Origin of the sequence: Blautia sp. Marseille-P3087 (assembly GCF_900120195.1) — a bacterium.
GTDB lineage: Bacteria > Bacillota > Clostridia > Lachnospirales > Lachnospiraceae > Blautia_A.
Map to the genome: position 1 here is coordinate 2,920,454 of NZ_LT635539.1, position 14,971 is coordinate 2,935,424.

At 45.1% G+C, this 14,971-nt stretch carries 13 protein-coding genes; 11 read left to right on the forward strand and 2 right to left on the reverse strand.

From position 1 onward, the window contains the following. The first annotated feature begins 71 nt into the window (after window positions 1–71). The 6 genes from BQ7344_RS13920 (at window position 72) to BQ7344_RS13945 (ending at window position 8,421) form a co-directional block, all read left to right on the forward strand. A complete protein-coding gene (locus BQ7344_RS13920; protein ID WP_072523024.1) occupies window positions 72–614 on the forward strand; it encodes a TetR/AcrR family transcriptional regulator in 543 nt (180 codons plus the stop codon). A 23-nt stretch (window positions 615–637) separates the two neighbouring features. Then, window positions 638–3,421 (forward strand): translation factor GTPase family protein, encoded by a 2,784-nt coding sequence (locus BQ7344_RS13925; protein WP_072523025.1) that lies wholly within the window; start codon window positions 638–640, stop codon window positions 3,419–3,421. Continuing rightward, the gene (locus tag BQ7344_RS13930) at window positions 3,418–4,389 is read left to right on the forward strand and encodes a leucine-rich repeat protein (protein WP_072523026.1); all 972 of its coding nucleotides are present in this window, start codon (window positions 3,418–3,420) and stop codon (window positions 4,387–4,389) included. The genes BQ7344_RS13925 and BQ7344_RS13930 overlap by 4 nt, the downstream gene beginning before the upstream one ends. Before the next feature lie 107 nt (window positions 4,390–4,496). Beyond that, entirely contained in the window at window positions 4,497–5,747 is a 1,251-nt protein-coding gene (locus BQ7344_RS13935) for a vWA domain-containing protein (RefSeq protein ID WP_235816156.1), read from the forward strand. Continuing rightward, complete coding sequence (locus BQ7344_RS13940) at window positions 5,737–7,236, forward strand: ATP-binding protein (RefSeq protein ID WP_072523460.1); 1,500 nt, start codon at window positions 5,737–5,739, stop codon at window positions 7,234–7,236. Before BQ7344_RS13935 ends, BQ7344_RS13940 begins: the two co-directional genes overlap by 11 nt. An 81-nt stretch (window positions 7,237–7,317) precedes the next feature. Next, the gene (locus BQ7344_RS13945) at window positions 7,318–8,421 is read left to right on the forward strand and encodes a ComEC/Rec2 family competence protein (RefSeq protein WP_235816125.1); all 1,104 of its coding nucleotides are present in this window, start codon (window positions 7,318–7,320) and stop codon (window positions 8,419–8,421) included. A 1-nt stretch (window position 8,422) separates the two neighbouring features. On the opposite strand, the gene BQ7344_RS13950 is transcribed toward BQ7344_RS13945, so the two are convergent. Next, window positions 8,423–9,319, reverse strand: a complete 897-nt coding sequence (locus tag BQ7344_RS13950; RefSeq protein WP_072523029.1) for a selenium metabolism-associated LysR family transcriptional regulator — start codon at window positions 9,317–9,319, stop codon at window positions 8,423–8,425. A gap of 34 nt (window positions 9,320–9,353) precedes the next feature. Beyond that, the gene (locus tag BQ7344_RS13955) at window positions 9,354–10,535 is read right to left on the reverse strand and encodes an aminotransferase class V-fold PLP-dependent enzyme (protein ID WP_072523030.1); all 1,182 of its coding nucleotides are present in this window, start codon (window positions 10,533–10,535) and stop codon (window positions 9,354–9,356) included. Between the two features lie 106 nt (window positions 10,536–10,641). On the opposite strand from BQ7344_RS13955, the gene yedE reads away from it, so the two are divergent. The 5 genes from yedE to BQ7344_RS13980 all read left to right on the forward strand — a co-directional run bounded on the left by yedE (window position 10,642) and on the right by BQ7344_RS13980 (window position 14,937). Further along, window positions 10,642–11,796 carry a YedE family putative selenium transporter gene (gene yedE, locus BQ7344_RS13960; RefSeq protein WP_235816126.1) on the forward strand — a complete coding sequence of 385 codons (1,155 nt, stop codon included), beginning with the start codon at window positions 10,642–10,644 and terminating at the stop codon, window positions 11,794–11,796. A gap of 13 nt (window positions 11,797–11,809) precedes the next feature. Further along, complete coding sequence (locus BQ7344_RS13965; protein ID WP_072523031.1) at window positions 11,810–12,016, forward strand: sulfurtransferase TusA family protein; 207 nt, start codon at window positions 11,810–11,812, stop codon at window positions 12,014–12,016. Next, on the forward strand, window positions 12,013–12,255 hold the full coding sequence (locus BQ7344_RS13970) for a putative Se/S carrier protein (RefSeq protein ID WP_200793051.1): 243 nt from the start codon (window positions 12,013–12,015) through the stop codon (window positions 12,253–12,255). The genes BQ7344_RS13965 and BQ7344_RS13970 overlap by 4 nt, the downstream gene beginning before the upstream one ends. A gap of 291 nt (window positions 12,256–12,546) precedes the next feature. Beyond that, entirely contained in the window at window positions 12,547–13,047 is a 501-nt protein-coding gene (locus BQ7344_RS13975; RefSeq protein WP_072523032.1) for a GreA/GreB family elongation factor, read from the forward strand. Between the two features lie 123 nt (window positions 13,048–13,170). Continuing rightward, a complete protein-coding gene (locus BQ7344_RS13980) occupies window positions 13,171–14,937 on the forward strand; it encodes a Na/Pi cotransporter family protein (RefSeq protein ID WP_072523033.1) in 1,767 nt (588 codons plus the stop codon). Window positions 14,938–14,971 lie beyond the last annotated feature (34 nt).

A 14,971-nucleotide genomic window follows, 5' to 3' on the forward strand; every position in this document is an offset into this window, starting at 1 on the left:
CACCGACGATTTCGGACAAATGGCGGATAACCGACGATTTAAAAAAAATGTCGGAAAAGGAGAATAGTCATATGGATATCAGAATAGAAAAAACAGAAAAAGCAATTCGAAATGCATTTCTGGAACTACGCGCGGCGAAACCGCTGGAAAAAATCACCGTAAGGGAGCTGTGCAGTCTGGCATGCATTAACAAGTCAACATTTTACAGTCATTATGAGGATATTTATGCATTGTCACAGACACTTGAATCCGAGACGATCACGGCTGTTCTGACCAATATTTCCAGACAGCAGGAGGCACCATTTAAAGATCCGGATGTGTTTACGAGAAATCTGTATATCGCGCTGGTATCCAATCATTCGCTGATCAATATTCTGTTTTCCGGTACAGAAAAAAGCCATCTGGGAGACTGTCTGGAGGCGGAATTGAAGCGTCTGATCAAAGAAAATTTTCCAGAATACCAAAATGATCCGGAAAAAGATATTATGCTGTCGTTCTGCATTCAGGGATGCTTCCATGCATATCTGAACAATCAGGATAAGGAGCTGGATATGCTGATCCGCGTCAGCGAAGTGATCGTGCAGAAACTGGCACCGTTATACATCAAAGAATAAACAAATCGAAAGAAGAAAAATAAATGAAAAAACTGGTTATCGGAATTCTGGCACATGTCGATGCCGGAAAGACAACTTTATCGGAAGGGCTTCTGTATCTGTGCGGCGAGATCCGAAAAATTGGGCGAGTGGATCACGGAGATGCTTTTCTGGATACGTATGAACTGGAAAAAGAAAGAGGAATCACGATTTTTTCCAAGCAGGCACTGCTGAAAACAGACGATATGGAAGTGTCACTTCTTGATACTCCGGGACATGTTGATTTCTCGGCGGAGATGGAGCGTACGCTGCAGGTGCTTGATTATGCGATCCTTGTGATCAATGGAATGGATGGAGTACAGAGCCATACGATGACATTGTGGCGGCTTCTGGAAAGATACCAGATTCCGACATTTTTATTTGTAAATAAAATGGATCAGCAGGGGACGGATTACGATGCACTCCTCGCAGATCTGAAAAATCATCTGCATGAAAACTGTGTGGATTTCGGAAAGACAGAAGGCGCAGAGGAGGGATTTTCATCGGAGCAGATGGAAAACATCGCAGTCTGTGATGAGAAGCTTCTGGAAAAATATCTGGAAACCGGCGAAGTGACTGTAGCGGAGAGTGCGGCACTCATCGCACAGAGAAAAGTTTTTCCGTGTTTTTTTGGTTCCGCACTGAAAATGGAAGGCGTGGAAGAATTTCTGAACGGACTTCGCACGTATACGAAAGAACCGAAGCGCCGGGAAACTTTTGGTGCAAAAGTTTTCAAGATTGCCCGGGATGAGCAGGGAAACCGTCTTACGTATATGAAGATCACCGGCGGAAGCCTGAAGGTAAAGACATTGCTCTCATCGGAAGGTGTGGGGCAAAGTCTGCCGGGTAGAAAAGTGGAAGAATCTTCGTGGGAAGAAAAAGTGGATCAGATCCGTCTGTATTCCGGGGCAAAATATGAGACAACGCAGGAAGCAGAGGCTGGTCTTGTCTGTGCGGTGACAGGTCTCACAAAAACTTATCCGGGTGAGGGACTTGGAGTAGAAAGTGAATCAGAACTCCCTGTACTGGAACCGGTTCTCAACTATCAGATCATCCTTCCGGATGAATGTGATCCACATCAGATGCTGCAGAAGCTGAGAATGCTCGAGGAGGAAGAACCGCAGCTTCATCTCCTGTGGGACAGTCAGCTTGGAGAAATCCATGCACAACTGATGGGAGAAGTACAGATAGAGATTCTGAAAAAAATGATCTGGGACCGTTTTCATGTGGCAGTGGAATTCGGAGCCGGAAGTATTGTTTATAAAGAGACGATTGCAGAACCGGTTGTGGGCGTGGGACATTTTGAACCGCTTCGTCATTATGCAGAAGTGCATCTTTTGATAGAACCGGGAGAGCCGGGCAGTGGATGTCAGTTTTTTACAGCATGCAGTGAAGATATACTGGCGCGTAACTGGCAGAGACTGATTCTTACACACCTTGAAGAAAAAGAACATATCGGTGTTCTGACCGGCTCACCGATTACGGACGTGCAGATCACACTTCTGACAGGAAGGGCACATGCCAAACATACAGAGGGCGGCGATTTCCGTCAGGCGACATACCGTGCAGTACGCCAGGGACTGCGGAAGGCAAAAAGCATTTTGCTGGAGCCGTATTATGAATTCCGACTGGAAGTACCGGCGGAAATGATCGGCCGTGCAATGACCGATGTACAGAAGATGCAGGGAACATTCGAATCACCGGAAACGGATGGTGAAGTGGCAATTCTGAAAGGTACAGCAGCCGTTTCACAGATGCGGGATTATCAGAAAGAAGTGATCGCATACACACATGGAACAGGCAAACTTTTCTGTAATCTAAAAGGTTATGCGCCGTGCAGAAATCAGGATGAGATTGTACTGAATACGGGCTATGACCCGGAGGCCGATCTGGAGAATCCGACCGGTTCTGTTTTCTGTGCACACGGGGCTGGATTTGTTGTGCCATGGGATCAGGTGGAAGACTATATGCATCTGCAGAGCAGTGTGGATATGGATGCACTGGACAGTGAGAACTGGTATGAAGATGTGGAAAATGAGGATGCAGGATTTTCGCAGATGGATAACCCGGCGCAGACCAGAAGAAATGGTGGAAAATCCGGCAAAAAATCCGAGAGTTTTTCCTATAGCGGCAGCTATGCAGAGGAGGAAGAACTGCAGGCGATTTTTGAACGTACTTTCGGACCGGTGAAACGTGACCGTGGTGCTTTTCAGAAAAAGACCGTTCATGCATCTGTATCGACGACACACTATAAAGCCGGCAAGCCGCGTAAAGAGGAATACCTGCTGGTTGATGGTTACAATATCATCTTTTCATGGGAAGAATTAAATGAGCTTGCAAAAGAAAATATTCATGCGGCATGTGATAAGCTGATGGATATTCTGAGCAATTATCAGGGATATCGAAAATGTACACTGATTCTTGTACTGGATGCTTACAAGGTGGAAGGACACAGGGAAGAAGTCATCCCATATCATAATATTTATGTGGTTTATACGAAGGAAGCCGAGACAGCCGATCAGTATATCGAAAAAACTGTCCATAAAATCGGACGGCAGTATCAGGTGACGGTGGCAACTTCGGATGGCCTGGAGCAAGTCATAATCATGGGCCAGGGTGCACACAGAATCTCAGCGCAGGGACTGAAAAAAGAAATCGAAGATACGGAAAAGGCTGCACGTGCAGAATGGCATCAGCGCCGACAGAGCAGCAAAACCTATCTTTTTGATCATATGTCAGAGGAGATGCAGAAGCAGATGGAGAAAATACGTCTGGGAGAAAAAGAATGATTTATTTATATGAAAGAAATAAGACAGGAATCTGCGTCAATCGTGTATTCGGATATGACGGGATCGTTGAGATTCCGGATACACTGAACGGATTTCCGGTGACGGAACTTGGCGCCTATATTTTTTCAGATCATATAGATGTGTCAGAATTAAATAAAAAGAAAGAAACAGGTACTTACTGCACGGAAAACGGGACAGAAGAAACACCGGCAGATGATATGCCACAGGCAGCAGGCAATCAGGTGGAGGAAATCTGCCTTCCGCGCTTCCTGCGTAAAATCGGCAGATATGCGTTTTATAATTGTTTTAAGCTTCGCCGTCTGAAATTCTGCGGCGAAATGAAAGATCTTGGTGCCGGTGCGCTGACAGGATGCCATAAGATGGAACAGATTACAGTGGAAACAGATGAAAACGGGCAGTCTGCACTACGTGATTTCCTTACGGAATTGCCGGAGACACTGCGCGTAGATATGAAAACAGATGGGGAACTGGGGCGTTTCTGGTTCCCGGAATTTTTTGAGGAAGGTGTTGAAAATACACCGGCAAGAATCCTCGAAAATCATGTTCATGGAAGTGGCATCCGTTATCGGAACAGTTTTGTGAACAAAAAGCTTCACACACTGGAATATGATAAACTGTTTCCGTATGCCGTTGCGTGGGAACAGGAACGTATCGTGCTGAATCTTGCACTTGACCGGATCTTATATCCAATGAGTATGACCGGGGAGGCACGCGAAAAATATCTTATCTATATCAAAGAACACAGTCAGCAGGCGGTCGCGCTTCTGGGAGAAAAGAAAGAATACGAAGCCATGCAGAATATATTAAAAGAAATTGCTCCTGACAGGGAGACGACAGAAAAGATGCTGGAGACGGCACAGAGTTCCGGTGATTCCAGATGGGTAAGTATTCTGATGAATGAACTCGGCAGGCATGGCAGGAAACAGAGAAAGGCATTTGAACTGTGAAAAAAGAGTACAGGGACAAGTTTGGAAATTTTGTTCATGAGGAAAGAAAAAAAGAAGAAGAGACACTGGCAATCTGCGAAGATATCCTGAAAAATTCCAGAAACGAAATGGCGGTTGCGATGCGGTTTCTGCAAAGTGCATTTGGTGCGCTGAAACCGATCATTTCCGGTGAGACAGGTGCGATGGGAACTGACGGAAAACTTCTGTATGCAGCCCCGGGATGGCTGATAGAGAGTTTTATGAAAGACCGGGTGCGTCTTAATCATATGTATCTTCATGAGGTGTTGCATTGTCTGTTCTGCCATCTTTGGAGCAGGAAAGATCGTGATCAGAGGATATGGGATCTTGCAGCGGATATTGCAGTAGAAAACATCATGGATGACCTCTATGAAAAGGCTGTTTACATTCGCCCGAACAGTCTGCGAAGAGAAAAGTACCGGCAGTGGAAAGAACAACAGAATGTTCTGACAGCAGAGGCACTTTATTATCTTCTGACATCATGTGAGGAAGATGAAATCGTCCATCTGGAGCAGGAATTTCGGATGGATGACCATCATTTCTGGTATACACCGCAGAATAAGAGCGGGATGGCAAGCCGCCAGAAAGAATGGGAAGATATGCGTCGTAAGATGCAGACAGAAATCGAGCTTTTTTCGAAAGAGGCGGCAGGGGATTCGCCGGGACTGGTCGAACATCTGCAGGCCGAAAACCGGAAACGCTATGATTATAAAGAATTTCTGAGGAAGTTTTCTGTGCTGAAAGAGGAGATGCAGGTAGATATGGATTCCTTTGATCCGATTTATTACCATCTCGGTACAGAGCTTTACGGAAATATGCCGTTGATCGAACCGCTGGAAACGAAGGAAATGAAAAAAATCGAAGACTTTGTGATCGTGCTGGATACTTCGATGTCCTGTAATGGCAGTCTGATCCACAGGTTTCTCGAGGAGACTTACAGTGTTTTGTCAGAGTCGGAGAGTTTTTTCCGGAAAATACAGGTGCACATCATCCAGTGTGACGAAAAGATACAGGATGATCAGGTAATCCATAATGAGAAAGAGATGGAGGCATATCTGTCTGATTTTACGATCCGTGGATTCGGCGGGACAGATTTTCGACCGGCATTTTCTTATGTAGATAAACTTCTGAATATGGGAGCTTTTCAGAGATTGCGCGGGCTTTTGTATTTTACGGATGGTTACGGAACATTTCCGGCAAAGATGCCACCGTATGATACCGCGTTTATTTTTATGAAAGATGATTACCGGGATGTGGATGTGCCGCCATGGGCGATTAAACTGATTCTGGATACACAGGCACTGGAAAGAGAGAGGACAGCTGAGCATGATGAATATTAAACAGGCAAAACAGGAAATTGTAGATACGGTGCAGGCGTATCTTTTGAAAAACGAATACGGGGAATACGTGATACCGAGGGTTCATCAGAGACCGGTACTTCTTCTGGGTGCACCGGGAATCGGAAAGACGCAGATCATGGAACAGGCGGCAAGAGAGTGTAAAGTCGCGCTTGTGGCTTATACGATTACGCACCATACGAGACAGAGCGCGATCGGACTTCCTTTTATTTCAAAGAAGGAATATGGTGGAAAAGAGTATTCTGCGACAGAGTATACGATGAGTGAGATCGTAGCGAGTATTTACGACCGTATGCGCGAGACAGGACTTACCGAGGGAATCCTGTTTATCGATGAGATCAACTGTGTTTCAGAGACACTGGCACCGGCAATGCTTCAGTTCCTGCAGTGCAAAACTTTCGGAAATCATGAGATTCCGGAAGGCTGGGTGATCGTAGCGGCAGGAAACCCGCCGGAATACAACAAGTCCGTGCGCGATTTTGATGTCGTAACACTTGACCGTGTGAAGAAGATTATGGTGGAGCCAGATTACCGGATCTGGAAAGAATATGCTTACAAAGAAAATATCCATCCGGCGATTCTGGCTTATCTGGAACTTCGCAGTAACTGCTTTTATCAGATGGAAACGACGATTGACGGCAGACAGTTTGCAACACCACGTGGCTGGGAAGATCTGTCGCGCATGATGGAAGTCTATGAACGGCTGAATAAAAATATCACGAAAGAAGTGGTGGGGCAGTATATCCAGCATGATCGGATTTCTGTAGAATTTGCTGAATATTACGAATTATATCAAAAATACCAACAGGATTACCAGATTGCAGAGATCCTGAAAGGAAAACCATCCGAGGCAATGGTGAAGAAAGTTTCGCATGCACCGTTTGATGAGCGAGTCAGTGTTGTCAATCTGCTGTTCTCCGGGGTACGTCAGGCTGTTCGTGAAGTGGTTTTGCAGGAAGAAGTTCTGGAAAAAGTATTTGAGATACTGAAATTGTTGAAAGAGCCACAGGAAGGTGGAAAGCTTTTGGAACGTTTGGGAGATTATGTGGATAATCTTCGAATGGAGCGAGAGCAGAAACAGAAAGAAGGTCTTCTTGAGAGAAGGGAAGACCGTACGATCCGAAAGGCACTCGAACTTTTGGAAAATTACAGACTACTTCTGAAAAAAGAGTGTGGAGAGAGCTGGGAAGAGGCTTTCGATATTTTGAAATCCGCTTTTGGAGAAACACGCGGAGAATGGGAAGAAGCGTGGGATCAGGCAGCGGCATCTCTGGAATGCGCATTTGATTTTATGGAGGCGGCTTTTTATAACACTCAGGAAATGGTTATTTTTGTATCCGGGATCAATACAGACTATTCCTGTGTACGTTTCCTTGAAACATACGAGTGTGAGCGCTACATCCGTTACAACAAAGATCTGTTGTTTGAGGATGCAGGAGCGCAGATACGAAAACGGATCGAAGAACTGTAAAATAATCTGAGACAGAAATCACAGGTTTTGTGCAGTTAGATTATGAGAGGGATAAAATACATGAAAAAACAAAACAAATTTATGACGTTTATACTGTCCATGATACTGGCATTGACCCTTGTTTTACCGGGAAATGCTGTTACTGCGAAGGCAGACGGGCAGGGCGATATGGCTGTTCATTTTATTGATGTGGGCCAGGGACTGGCGATCCTTGTACAGTCGGGAGGAGAAAATCTTCTTTATGATGGTGGAAACAGATCTCATGCAGATGAAGTGGTACAGTATCTGAAAAATCAGCAGGTGGAAACCATCAATTACATGATCTCATCTCATTACGATGAAGATCATCTGGGCGGTCTTGTGAAATGTCTGGATACTTTTGAAGTGGAGCATGTACTGGGATCTGATTATGTGCATACGTCAGATTTATTCAATACGTTTATGAATACGGCGACAGCACATGCGATCATTGTAGAATATCCGTCGGTTGGTGACACTTATGAGTTTGGAACCGGAAGTTTTACAGTGATGGCACCGGATGGAATTTCTCAGAACAGTAACGATAACTCCGTGGTTATCCGGCTGGTAAACGGAAACAACAGCTTTATGTTTATGGGAGATGCGGAAGAGACGAGTGAACAGGATATGATCAGTACGGGAATGAATCTGGACTGTGACGTATTAAGCCTCGGACACCACGGTTCGGCATCCTCAACATCGTGGGATCTTCTGGAAGCAACTTCACCGTCATGGGCAGTGATAAGCTGCGGACTGAACAATACCTACGGTCATCCGGCAGCGGAGACCATGGGAAAACTTTCTGATATGGATATTCCGGTCTTTCGTACAGACGATCAGGGAACGGTCATCGCTCTTTCAGACGGAAATACGATAAGCTGGACTCAGGAACCGTGTAACGATTATACATCGGGAAGCGAAAAACAGAGTACAGACAGTTCTGCGGATCAGAGTGAGCAGTATACAAATGATGCAGCCGCAACGGAATCCTATGCGGCAGAAACCGATACTTCTGACACGCAGGGACGCATGGTCTGGATCTCCGCAACCGGAAGCAAATATCACAGCATCCCGGATTGTGGAAATATGAATCCGAACAAAGCTACGCAGGAGACAGAATCACAGGCACTTTCACAGGGGTATGAAGCATGCAAAAAATGCTGGTGATTCAGAAAGTCCTGTAAAAATTCTGGATGAACTGGATAAACTGCCTTACGTGCGGTTTCAGGATACGGTTTTTGCTGTAAACAATATAAAATGTTCTTTTATGAGCAGATTCTTCTAATGGAAAGAGAAGGATCTGCTTTGTTTTTTGCAGATCGATCGCAGAGCGGGCAGAAAGAATGGAAATACCCAGACCGTTGACGATGGATTTTTTGATACCTTCGAGATCGTTCATGCGGGCAATGACATTGAGGTCACTGGGAGTAATACCGATCCGTTCGAGAAAAAGATCCATTTCTTTCTTAGTGCCGGAGCCTTTTTCACGGATAATGATCGGATCTTTGATAAAATCTTCGAAAGACACAGTTTTGTTCTGTAAGCTGAGATAATGATTGGTGATCGGTGTGGCAATGACCAGTTTATCCTGACAGAATGGAAGAAAGACACAGGTCTCATCGCGCGTATTTTGTCCGACCAGAGCAAGGTCAACCGTTCCATCAAGGACACGGTTGATGGATTCGGCGCTGTCTGCCTGAATCGAATGAAAATAGATATCCGGGTGTGTTTTGCCGAAGGCTGCCAGAATTTCAGGAAGCAGATAAGAGGACGGGATAGTCGAAGCTGCGAGGTCGATCATGTGTTTTTGCACACCGGTGAAATTTTCCAGAAGATTATTGCGGATCTCCAGCATACGGACAGCACTGTCATAAAGCTGATATCCTCTGGTCGTGATTGTTGTTTTTTTCGTAGTGCGCAGGATCAGCCTGGTATGCAGTTCTTCCTCAAGGGAACGCACATGTGCGCTGATCGTAGGCTGTGTGAGATAAAGCTTGCGGGCTGCTTCCGAAAAGCTTCCATAATCAACAACGGCAACAAAAGCTTCTAATTGTTTAAATTCCATGATGTAATCTCCTGGATAAAATATGATGCAAATATTATAAAGTACAAAGTGTTCCGGAAATTTCTGCAAGTGCATGCAGTGCCTGATCTACGTCATGCCGCGTATTTTCCGAACCGAAGGAAAAACGAATCGTTCCTTCCGGGTAGGTGCCAAGTGTTTTGTGAGCGCTCGGGGCGCAGTGGAGTCCGACGCGTGTCATTATTCCATAAGTATTGTCCAGCTCATATGCTACCCGTGCCATATCAAGCTGCAGTGTCTGGATGGAGACAACGGCGCACCGGTCGCTGGTATTTTTTTTTCCGATCACGCGAAGCTGTATTTCAGATGGGTCCATCGCAAAGATCCCATCGATAAAATATCTGGTCAGATCCAGTTCATGCTGAAACATTTCTTCTATAGATATATGCTCCAGATCGGAAAGTGCAGCGTGCAGCCCCAGAATTCCCGGGATATTCGGTGTGCCGGGCTCGAAACGGTCAGGAAGAAAAGCAGGAACTTCCTCTGTATGGGAAACACTACCGGTGCCGCCGCTGATCAGAGGTTCGATCTGCGCCGCCAGTTCATTTGTGATCAGGAAACCACCGATTCCCTGCGGTCCGCGTAAGCCTTTGTGGCCGGTAAATGCAAGTGCATCCAGATGCAGAGCGTCCATATCAATGGGAATGGTTCCGGCTGTCTGGGCAGTATCGAGAATAAAAAGTAAATTATGTTTTTGACAAAAGTCACTCAGTTTCTGAACCGGCATCATCGTTCCGCAGACATTGGAGGCATGCAGACAGACCAGAAGCCGTGTCTTGGGACGAAGAAGTTCTTCTGCCTTTTCTATAAGAAGTGATCCGTCTTTCCGGCAGGGGATGCGGTCAAAAGTCACTCCGTTCCCGGCAAGCTGCACGAGGGGGCGCATAATGGCATTGTGTTCCATAGAGGAGACGAGTACGTGATCACCGGGTTTTAATAATCCTTTGAGGAGGATGTTCAAGCTTGTGGTGATATTTGGAGTAAAGATCACATTTTTTCCTTTTCCTGAAGTAAAATGAAAAAGTCGGAGAAGCTGTTCTCTTGTCTCAAAAATCTGCTCTTCCACAGAATAAGCAGCCTGATAACCACCGCGGTTTACATTTACGGCAGAACCGCTCAGATAATCGTATACTGCCCGGGCAACAGAGGGCGCTTTGGGATAAGAAGTACTTGCCTGATCCAGATATATTTTTTTCATAAAAATCCACCTCACAATGTCAGAGTTAAATTGATTTATAAAAATTATCTATAAATAACCATAAAATAAGACTATATTGAATTAGTGATTTTGTCAATAAGGTGTTATGATTTATACAAAGAAAGTGTGCAGATTACAAAAAAATTCAGCACAAGAGGGAAAGGGAGGTAACAAACAAATGAAAAAAGAGAAAACAACAATTGTTGCGGCCGGAATCCTGATCGGTGTGATCTCGGCAATGCTGGTATTCTTCGGAAATCCGGCAAACATGGGATTCTGTATTGCATGTTTCCTGCGAGATACGACAGGAGCACTTGGTCTTCATTCCGCAGCAGCCGTACAGTACATCCGTCCGGAGATCATCGGTTTGGTACTGGGGGCATGTATTGTGTCACTGATCACAAAAGAATTTCGTCCACGCGGTGGTTCTGCACCGATCACGAGATTTACACTGGGTGCATTTGCTATGATCGGATGTCTGATGTTCCTTGGATGCCCGTTCCGTATGATCCTGCGTCTGGCAGGTGGTGACGGAAATGCTATCTTCGGTCTGGTTGGTTTTGTATGTGGTATTCTGACAGGAACATTTTTCCTGAAAAAAGGCTACACTCTGAAACGTTCTTATAAGATGCCGAAACTGGAAGGTGCTGTTTATCCGGCTTTCCAGATCGTAATGCTGATTCTTCTGGTGGCTGCTCCGGCATTTATCCACTTTACAGAGCCGGAAGGCGGTCCGGGAGCAAAACATGCGGCAATCCTGATTTCTCTGGCAGCAGGTGTGATCGTTGGTATTGTTGCACAGAGAACCCGTCTCTGTATGGTTGGCGGTATCCGCGATGCAGTTCTGTTTGGTGAGTACAAACTGCTCTTCGGATTTGTGGCAATTCTTATAAGTGCACTTGTCATGAACCTGATTCTTGGTGCTGTGACAGGTACCGCATTCTTTAATCCGGGATTTGCAGGTCAGCCGATCGCACACACCGACGGACTGTGGAATGCACTTGGTATGTATCTTGCCGGTTTTGCCTGCATTCTTCTCGGTGGTTGCCCGATGCGCCAGCTCATTCTTTCCGGAGAGGGAAATACTGACTCTGTTGTAGCTGTTCTCGGACTGATGGCAGGTGCAGCTTTTTCACATAACTTTGGTCTGGCATCTTCAGCCGATGGTCCGACAGCAAACGGTAAGATCGCAGTTGTGATCGGCATTGTGGTTGTGGCAGTGATCGCGGTTGTGAATTCCACGAGAAAAGCAGAAGCCTGAAAGGAGAAAGAATATGAAAAGAGTAGATGCAAGAGGGCTTTCCTGTCCGGAACCGGTAATTCAGACAAAAAATGCGATGGCATCAAAAGAGGCCGAATATGAAGTACTTGTCGACAATGTCGTTGCAAAAGAAAACGTTTCCCGTTTTGTGCTGCATCAGGGCTATCAGGTACAGGTAGAAGAGCAGGGCGATGATTTCCTGCTTAAGATCATGAAATGATGACTTATATTGCAACTTTTTATTCGCATTATGGTGCCATCCAGTTCCGCAAAAACTGTGAAAAAATGAACCTGAAAGCAGTGGTCATGCCGGTTCCACGGAACTTAAGTTCCTCCTGCGGAACCTGTGTGCAGTTTGAGGCGAACGGGATATTTCCGGACAGTACCGAGGAAACAGAGCAGATCGTCCGTGTGGAAGAAAGAGGATATGTAAGTATCTATCAGGCGGATGAGGAATAAAAAGAATATATAATAAGAAAAAGGAGAGTTCAACGTGGTGCATTCTGATCTTTATGGATGGGAAATGTCATGAAGGGCTCTCTGTTTGTTTTTATAAAGAAGTTTTGTGAGAAATTCTATAAGAAACGCCGGATGCTGACGGGTGTACAATTTCGATAAATTCGTGTATACTGATAGGCAATACAGAGAACCTGCCACTGGCAGCTTCTCTCGCATACTCTGGCATAAAAAGGCTGTTCCGAAGAAATGCAGGGACAGCCGAATCATCGAAATTCAGTAGGAGTGAAAGAAATGGGAGAAAAACTCACAAAAAGAGATGTAGAAAAAATTGAGGAAGAGATTGAGCACCGCAAGCTTGTCATAAGAAAAGAAGCAATCGAGGCGGTCAAAGAGGCCCGTGCGCAGGGCGACCTCAGTGAAAACTTTGAATATTATGCAGCGAAGAAACACAAAAACCAGAATGAAAGCCGCATCCGTTATCTGGAGAGAATGTTAAAAACAGCGACAGTAGTGGATGATTCCTCGAAATCTGACGAGGTCGGAATGGATGATATCGTTGAGGTGGAATTTGAAGAAGACGGTGAAGTGGAAAAATACAAACTGGTCACATCCATTCGTGGAAATTCCATGGAGAACCGTGTCAGCATCGAATCACCGATCGGCAAAGCCCTCAGGGGACACAGGGTCGGAGACCGTGTACTGGTAAAAGTCAACGAGAATGTCAGTTATTATCTGATCATCCGTTCCATCGACAAAACTGGTGATGAGGACGAAAATATCCGCAGTTTTTAGAATGTAAAATCCGACAAAGTTATGTAAAATTCGATTTTACAAAGATTTAACATAAAACTGGTGAGAACTTTACAAGCTGCAAATATGATGAAGCCATATGAAATCTATGTAAAGGAGAATAGTATGGACTTTTTCAGCATATTAACATTACTTGGAGGCCTCGCCATGTTTCTGTACGGAATGCAGGTTATGGGAGACGGGCTTGCCAAAGTATCAGGAGGAAAACTCGAGCAGATTCTTGAAAACCTGACTTCCAGCAAATGGAAAGCGGTACTTCTCGGCATGTGTGTGACTGCTGTGATCCAGTCGTCTTCTGCAACGACAGTTATGGTTGTCGGCTTTGTAAACTCCGGCATCATGAAACTTACACAGGCAGTTGGTATCATTATGGGTGCCAATATCGGTACGACGATCACATCATGGATCTTAAGCCTTACCGGTATCGAGAGCAGCAATTTTTTTATCAGCCTCCTCAAACCGAGCTCATTTTCACCGATTCTTGCACTGGTCGGAATTGTACTTCTGACTTTTACAAAAAGCTCCCGTAAAAAGGATGTCGGAACGATTCTTCTTGGTTTTGCGGTACTGATGTTTGGTATGGAAAGCATGAGCGGCGCAGTGAAACCTCTGGCAGATGTTCCGGAATTTACAGGACTTCTTCTGAAGTTTTCCAATCCGGTAGCAGGTATTCTTGCCGGTACGGTCCTGACTGCGATCATTCAGTCATCTTCGGCATCGGTAGGTATTTTGCAGGCTCTTTGTATGACAGGAGCAGTTCCGTATAGTTCTGCATTCCCGATCATTATGGGACAGAATATCGGTACATGTGTAACAGCACTTCTTTCTGCAATCGGTGCAAACAAAAATGCAAAGCGTGCGGCAATGATCCATCTGTATTTCAACCTGATCGGAACCGTTGTATTTATGGTACTTTTCTATATGATCAATGCAGCTGTGCGTTTTCCGTTTATGGCACAGATGGCAACACCGGCAACGATCGCAATCACACACAGTGTATTCAATATCACAGCAACACTTGTATGGCTTCCGTTCTCTAACCTTCTTGTAAAACTTGCCTGTCTGACGATTCGTGATGACGAAGAGAATGAAGTCAGCAGAGAAGATCAGGAATTTATGATTCTTGAATCTCGTTTTCTGGAAAAACCGGCTTTCGCAGTAGAGCAGGGAAGAAATGCGGCAAAACATATGGAGCAGGATTCCAGAAAGATACTGGATATTGCACTTGGACTGATCCATTCATACAGTGATGAACAGGCAGAGAGGGTCCAGAAGCTGGAGAGCAAAATCGACCGTTATGAGGATGAACTTGGTACTTATCTGGTCAAGTTGAACAACAAAGATCTGTCAGAGAGAGACAGCCACAGTGTATCGATCATGCTGCATTGTATCGGTGATTTTGAACGTATTTCCGATCATGCGGTAAATATTATGGAATCTGCGCAGGAACTCCATGAAAAGAACATCAGTTTTTCGCCGCAGGCAAGGAATGAACTTCAGGTGCTGATCGCAGTGGTAAGCAGGATTGTGGATACGGCATATCAGGTTTTTGACAGGCAGGATCTAAACCTTACACGCGATGTGGAACCACTTGAAGAAATTGTTGATGAGCTGAGCAAAGAACTGAAACGCCGTCATGTCAATCGTCTGCGTTTAGGAGAATGTACGATTGAGATGGGATTTATCCTTACAGACCTTATTACGAGTCTGGAGCGTATTGCAGACCACTGTTCAAATATAAGTGTCTGTGTTACACAGGTAAGAGAAAATCTTTATGACACACACAGTCATCTGGAAAGCCTCAAAAATGAACCGGATGATTCCTATTATAACCGTCTGGGGGAATTGCATAAAGAATATGTACTTCCATAAAAAAACTGTTTTTACAGACAATTACAGCGAGAAA

Bases quoted from the DNA above. Each gene is read 5' to 3' on its own strand.
- BQ7344_RS13925 (WP_072523025.1), top strand. From the start codon at position 638: ATGAAAAAACTGGTTATCGGAATTCTGGCACATGTCGATGCCGGAAAG.
- BQ7344_RS13945 (WP_235816125.1), top strand. From the start codon at position 7,318: ATGACGTTTATACTGTCCATGATACTGGCATTGACCCTTGTTTTACCG.
- BQ7344_RS13920 (WP_072523024.1), top strand. From the start codon at position 72: ATGGATATCAGAATAGAAAAAACAGAAAAAGCAATTCGAAATGCATTT.
- BQ7344_RS13935 (WP_235816156.1), top strand. From the start codon at position 4,497: ATGGCGGTTGCGATGCGGTTTCTGCAAAGTGCATTTGGTGCGCTGAAA.
- BQ7344_RS13970 (WP_200793051.1), top strand. From the start codon at position 12,013: ATGATGACTTATATTGCAACTTTTTATTCGCATTATGGTGCCATCCAG.
- BQ7344_RS13955 (WP_072523030.1), bottom strand. From the start codon at position 10,535: ATGAAAAAAATATATCTGGATCAGGCAAGTACTTCTTATCCCAAAGCG.
- BQ7344_RS13975 (WP_072523032.1), top strand. From the start codon at position 12,547: ATGGGAGAAAAACTCACAAAAAGAGATGTAGAAAAAATTGAGGAAGAG.
- BQ7344_RS13930 (WP_072523026.1), top strand. From the start codon at position 3,418: ATGATTTATTTATATGAAAGAAATAAGACAGGAATCTGCGTCAATCGT.
- yedE (WP_235816126.1), top strand. From the start codon at position 10,642: ATGATTTATACAAAGAAAGTGTGCAGATTACAAAAAAATTCAGCACAA.
- BQ7344_RS13980 (WP_072523033.1), top strand. From the start codon at position 13,171: ATGGACTTTTTCAGCATATTAACATTACTTGGAGGCCTCGCCATGTTT.
- BQ7344_RS13940 (WP_072523460.1), top strand. From the start codon at position 5,737: ATGAATATTAAACAGGCAAAACAGGAAATTGTAGATACGGTGCAGGCG.
- BQ7344_RS13965 (WP_072523031.1), top strand. From the start codon at position 11,810: ATGAAAAGAGTAGATGCAAGAGGGCTTTCCTGTCCGGAACCGGTAATT.
- BQ7344_RS13950 (WP_072523029.1), bottom strand. From the start codon at position 9,319: ATGGAATTTAAACAATTAGAAGCTTTTGTTGCCGTTGTTGATTATGGA.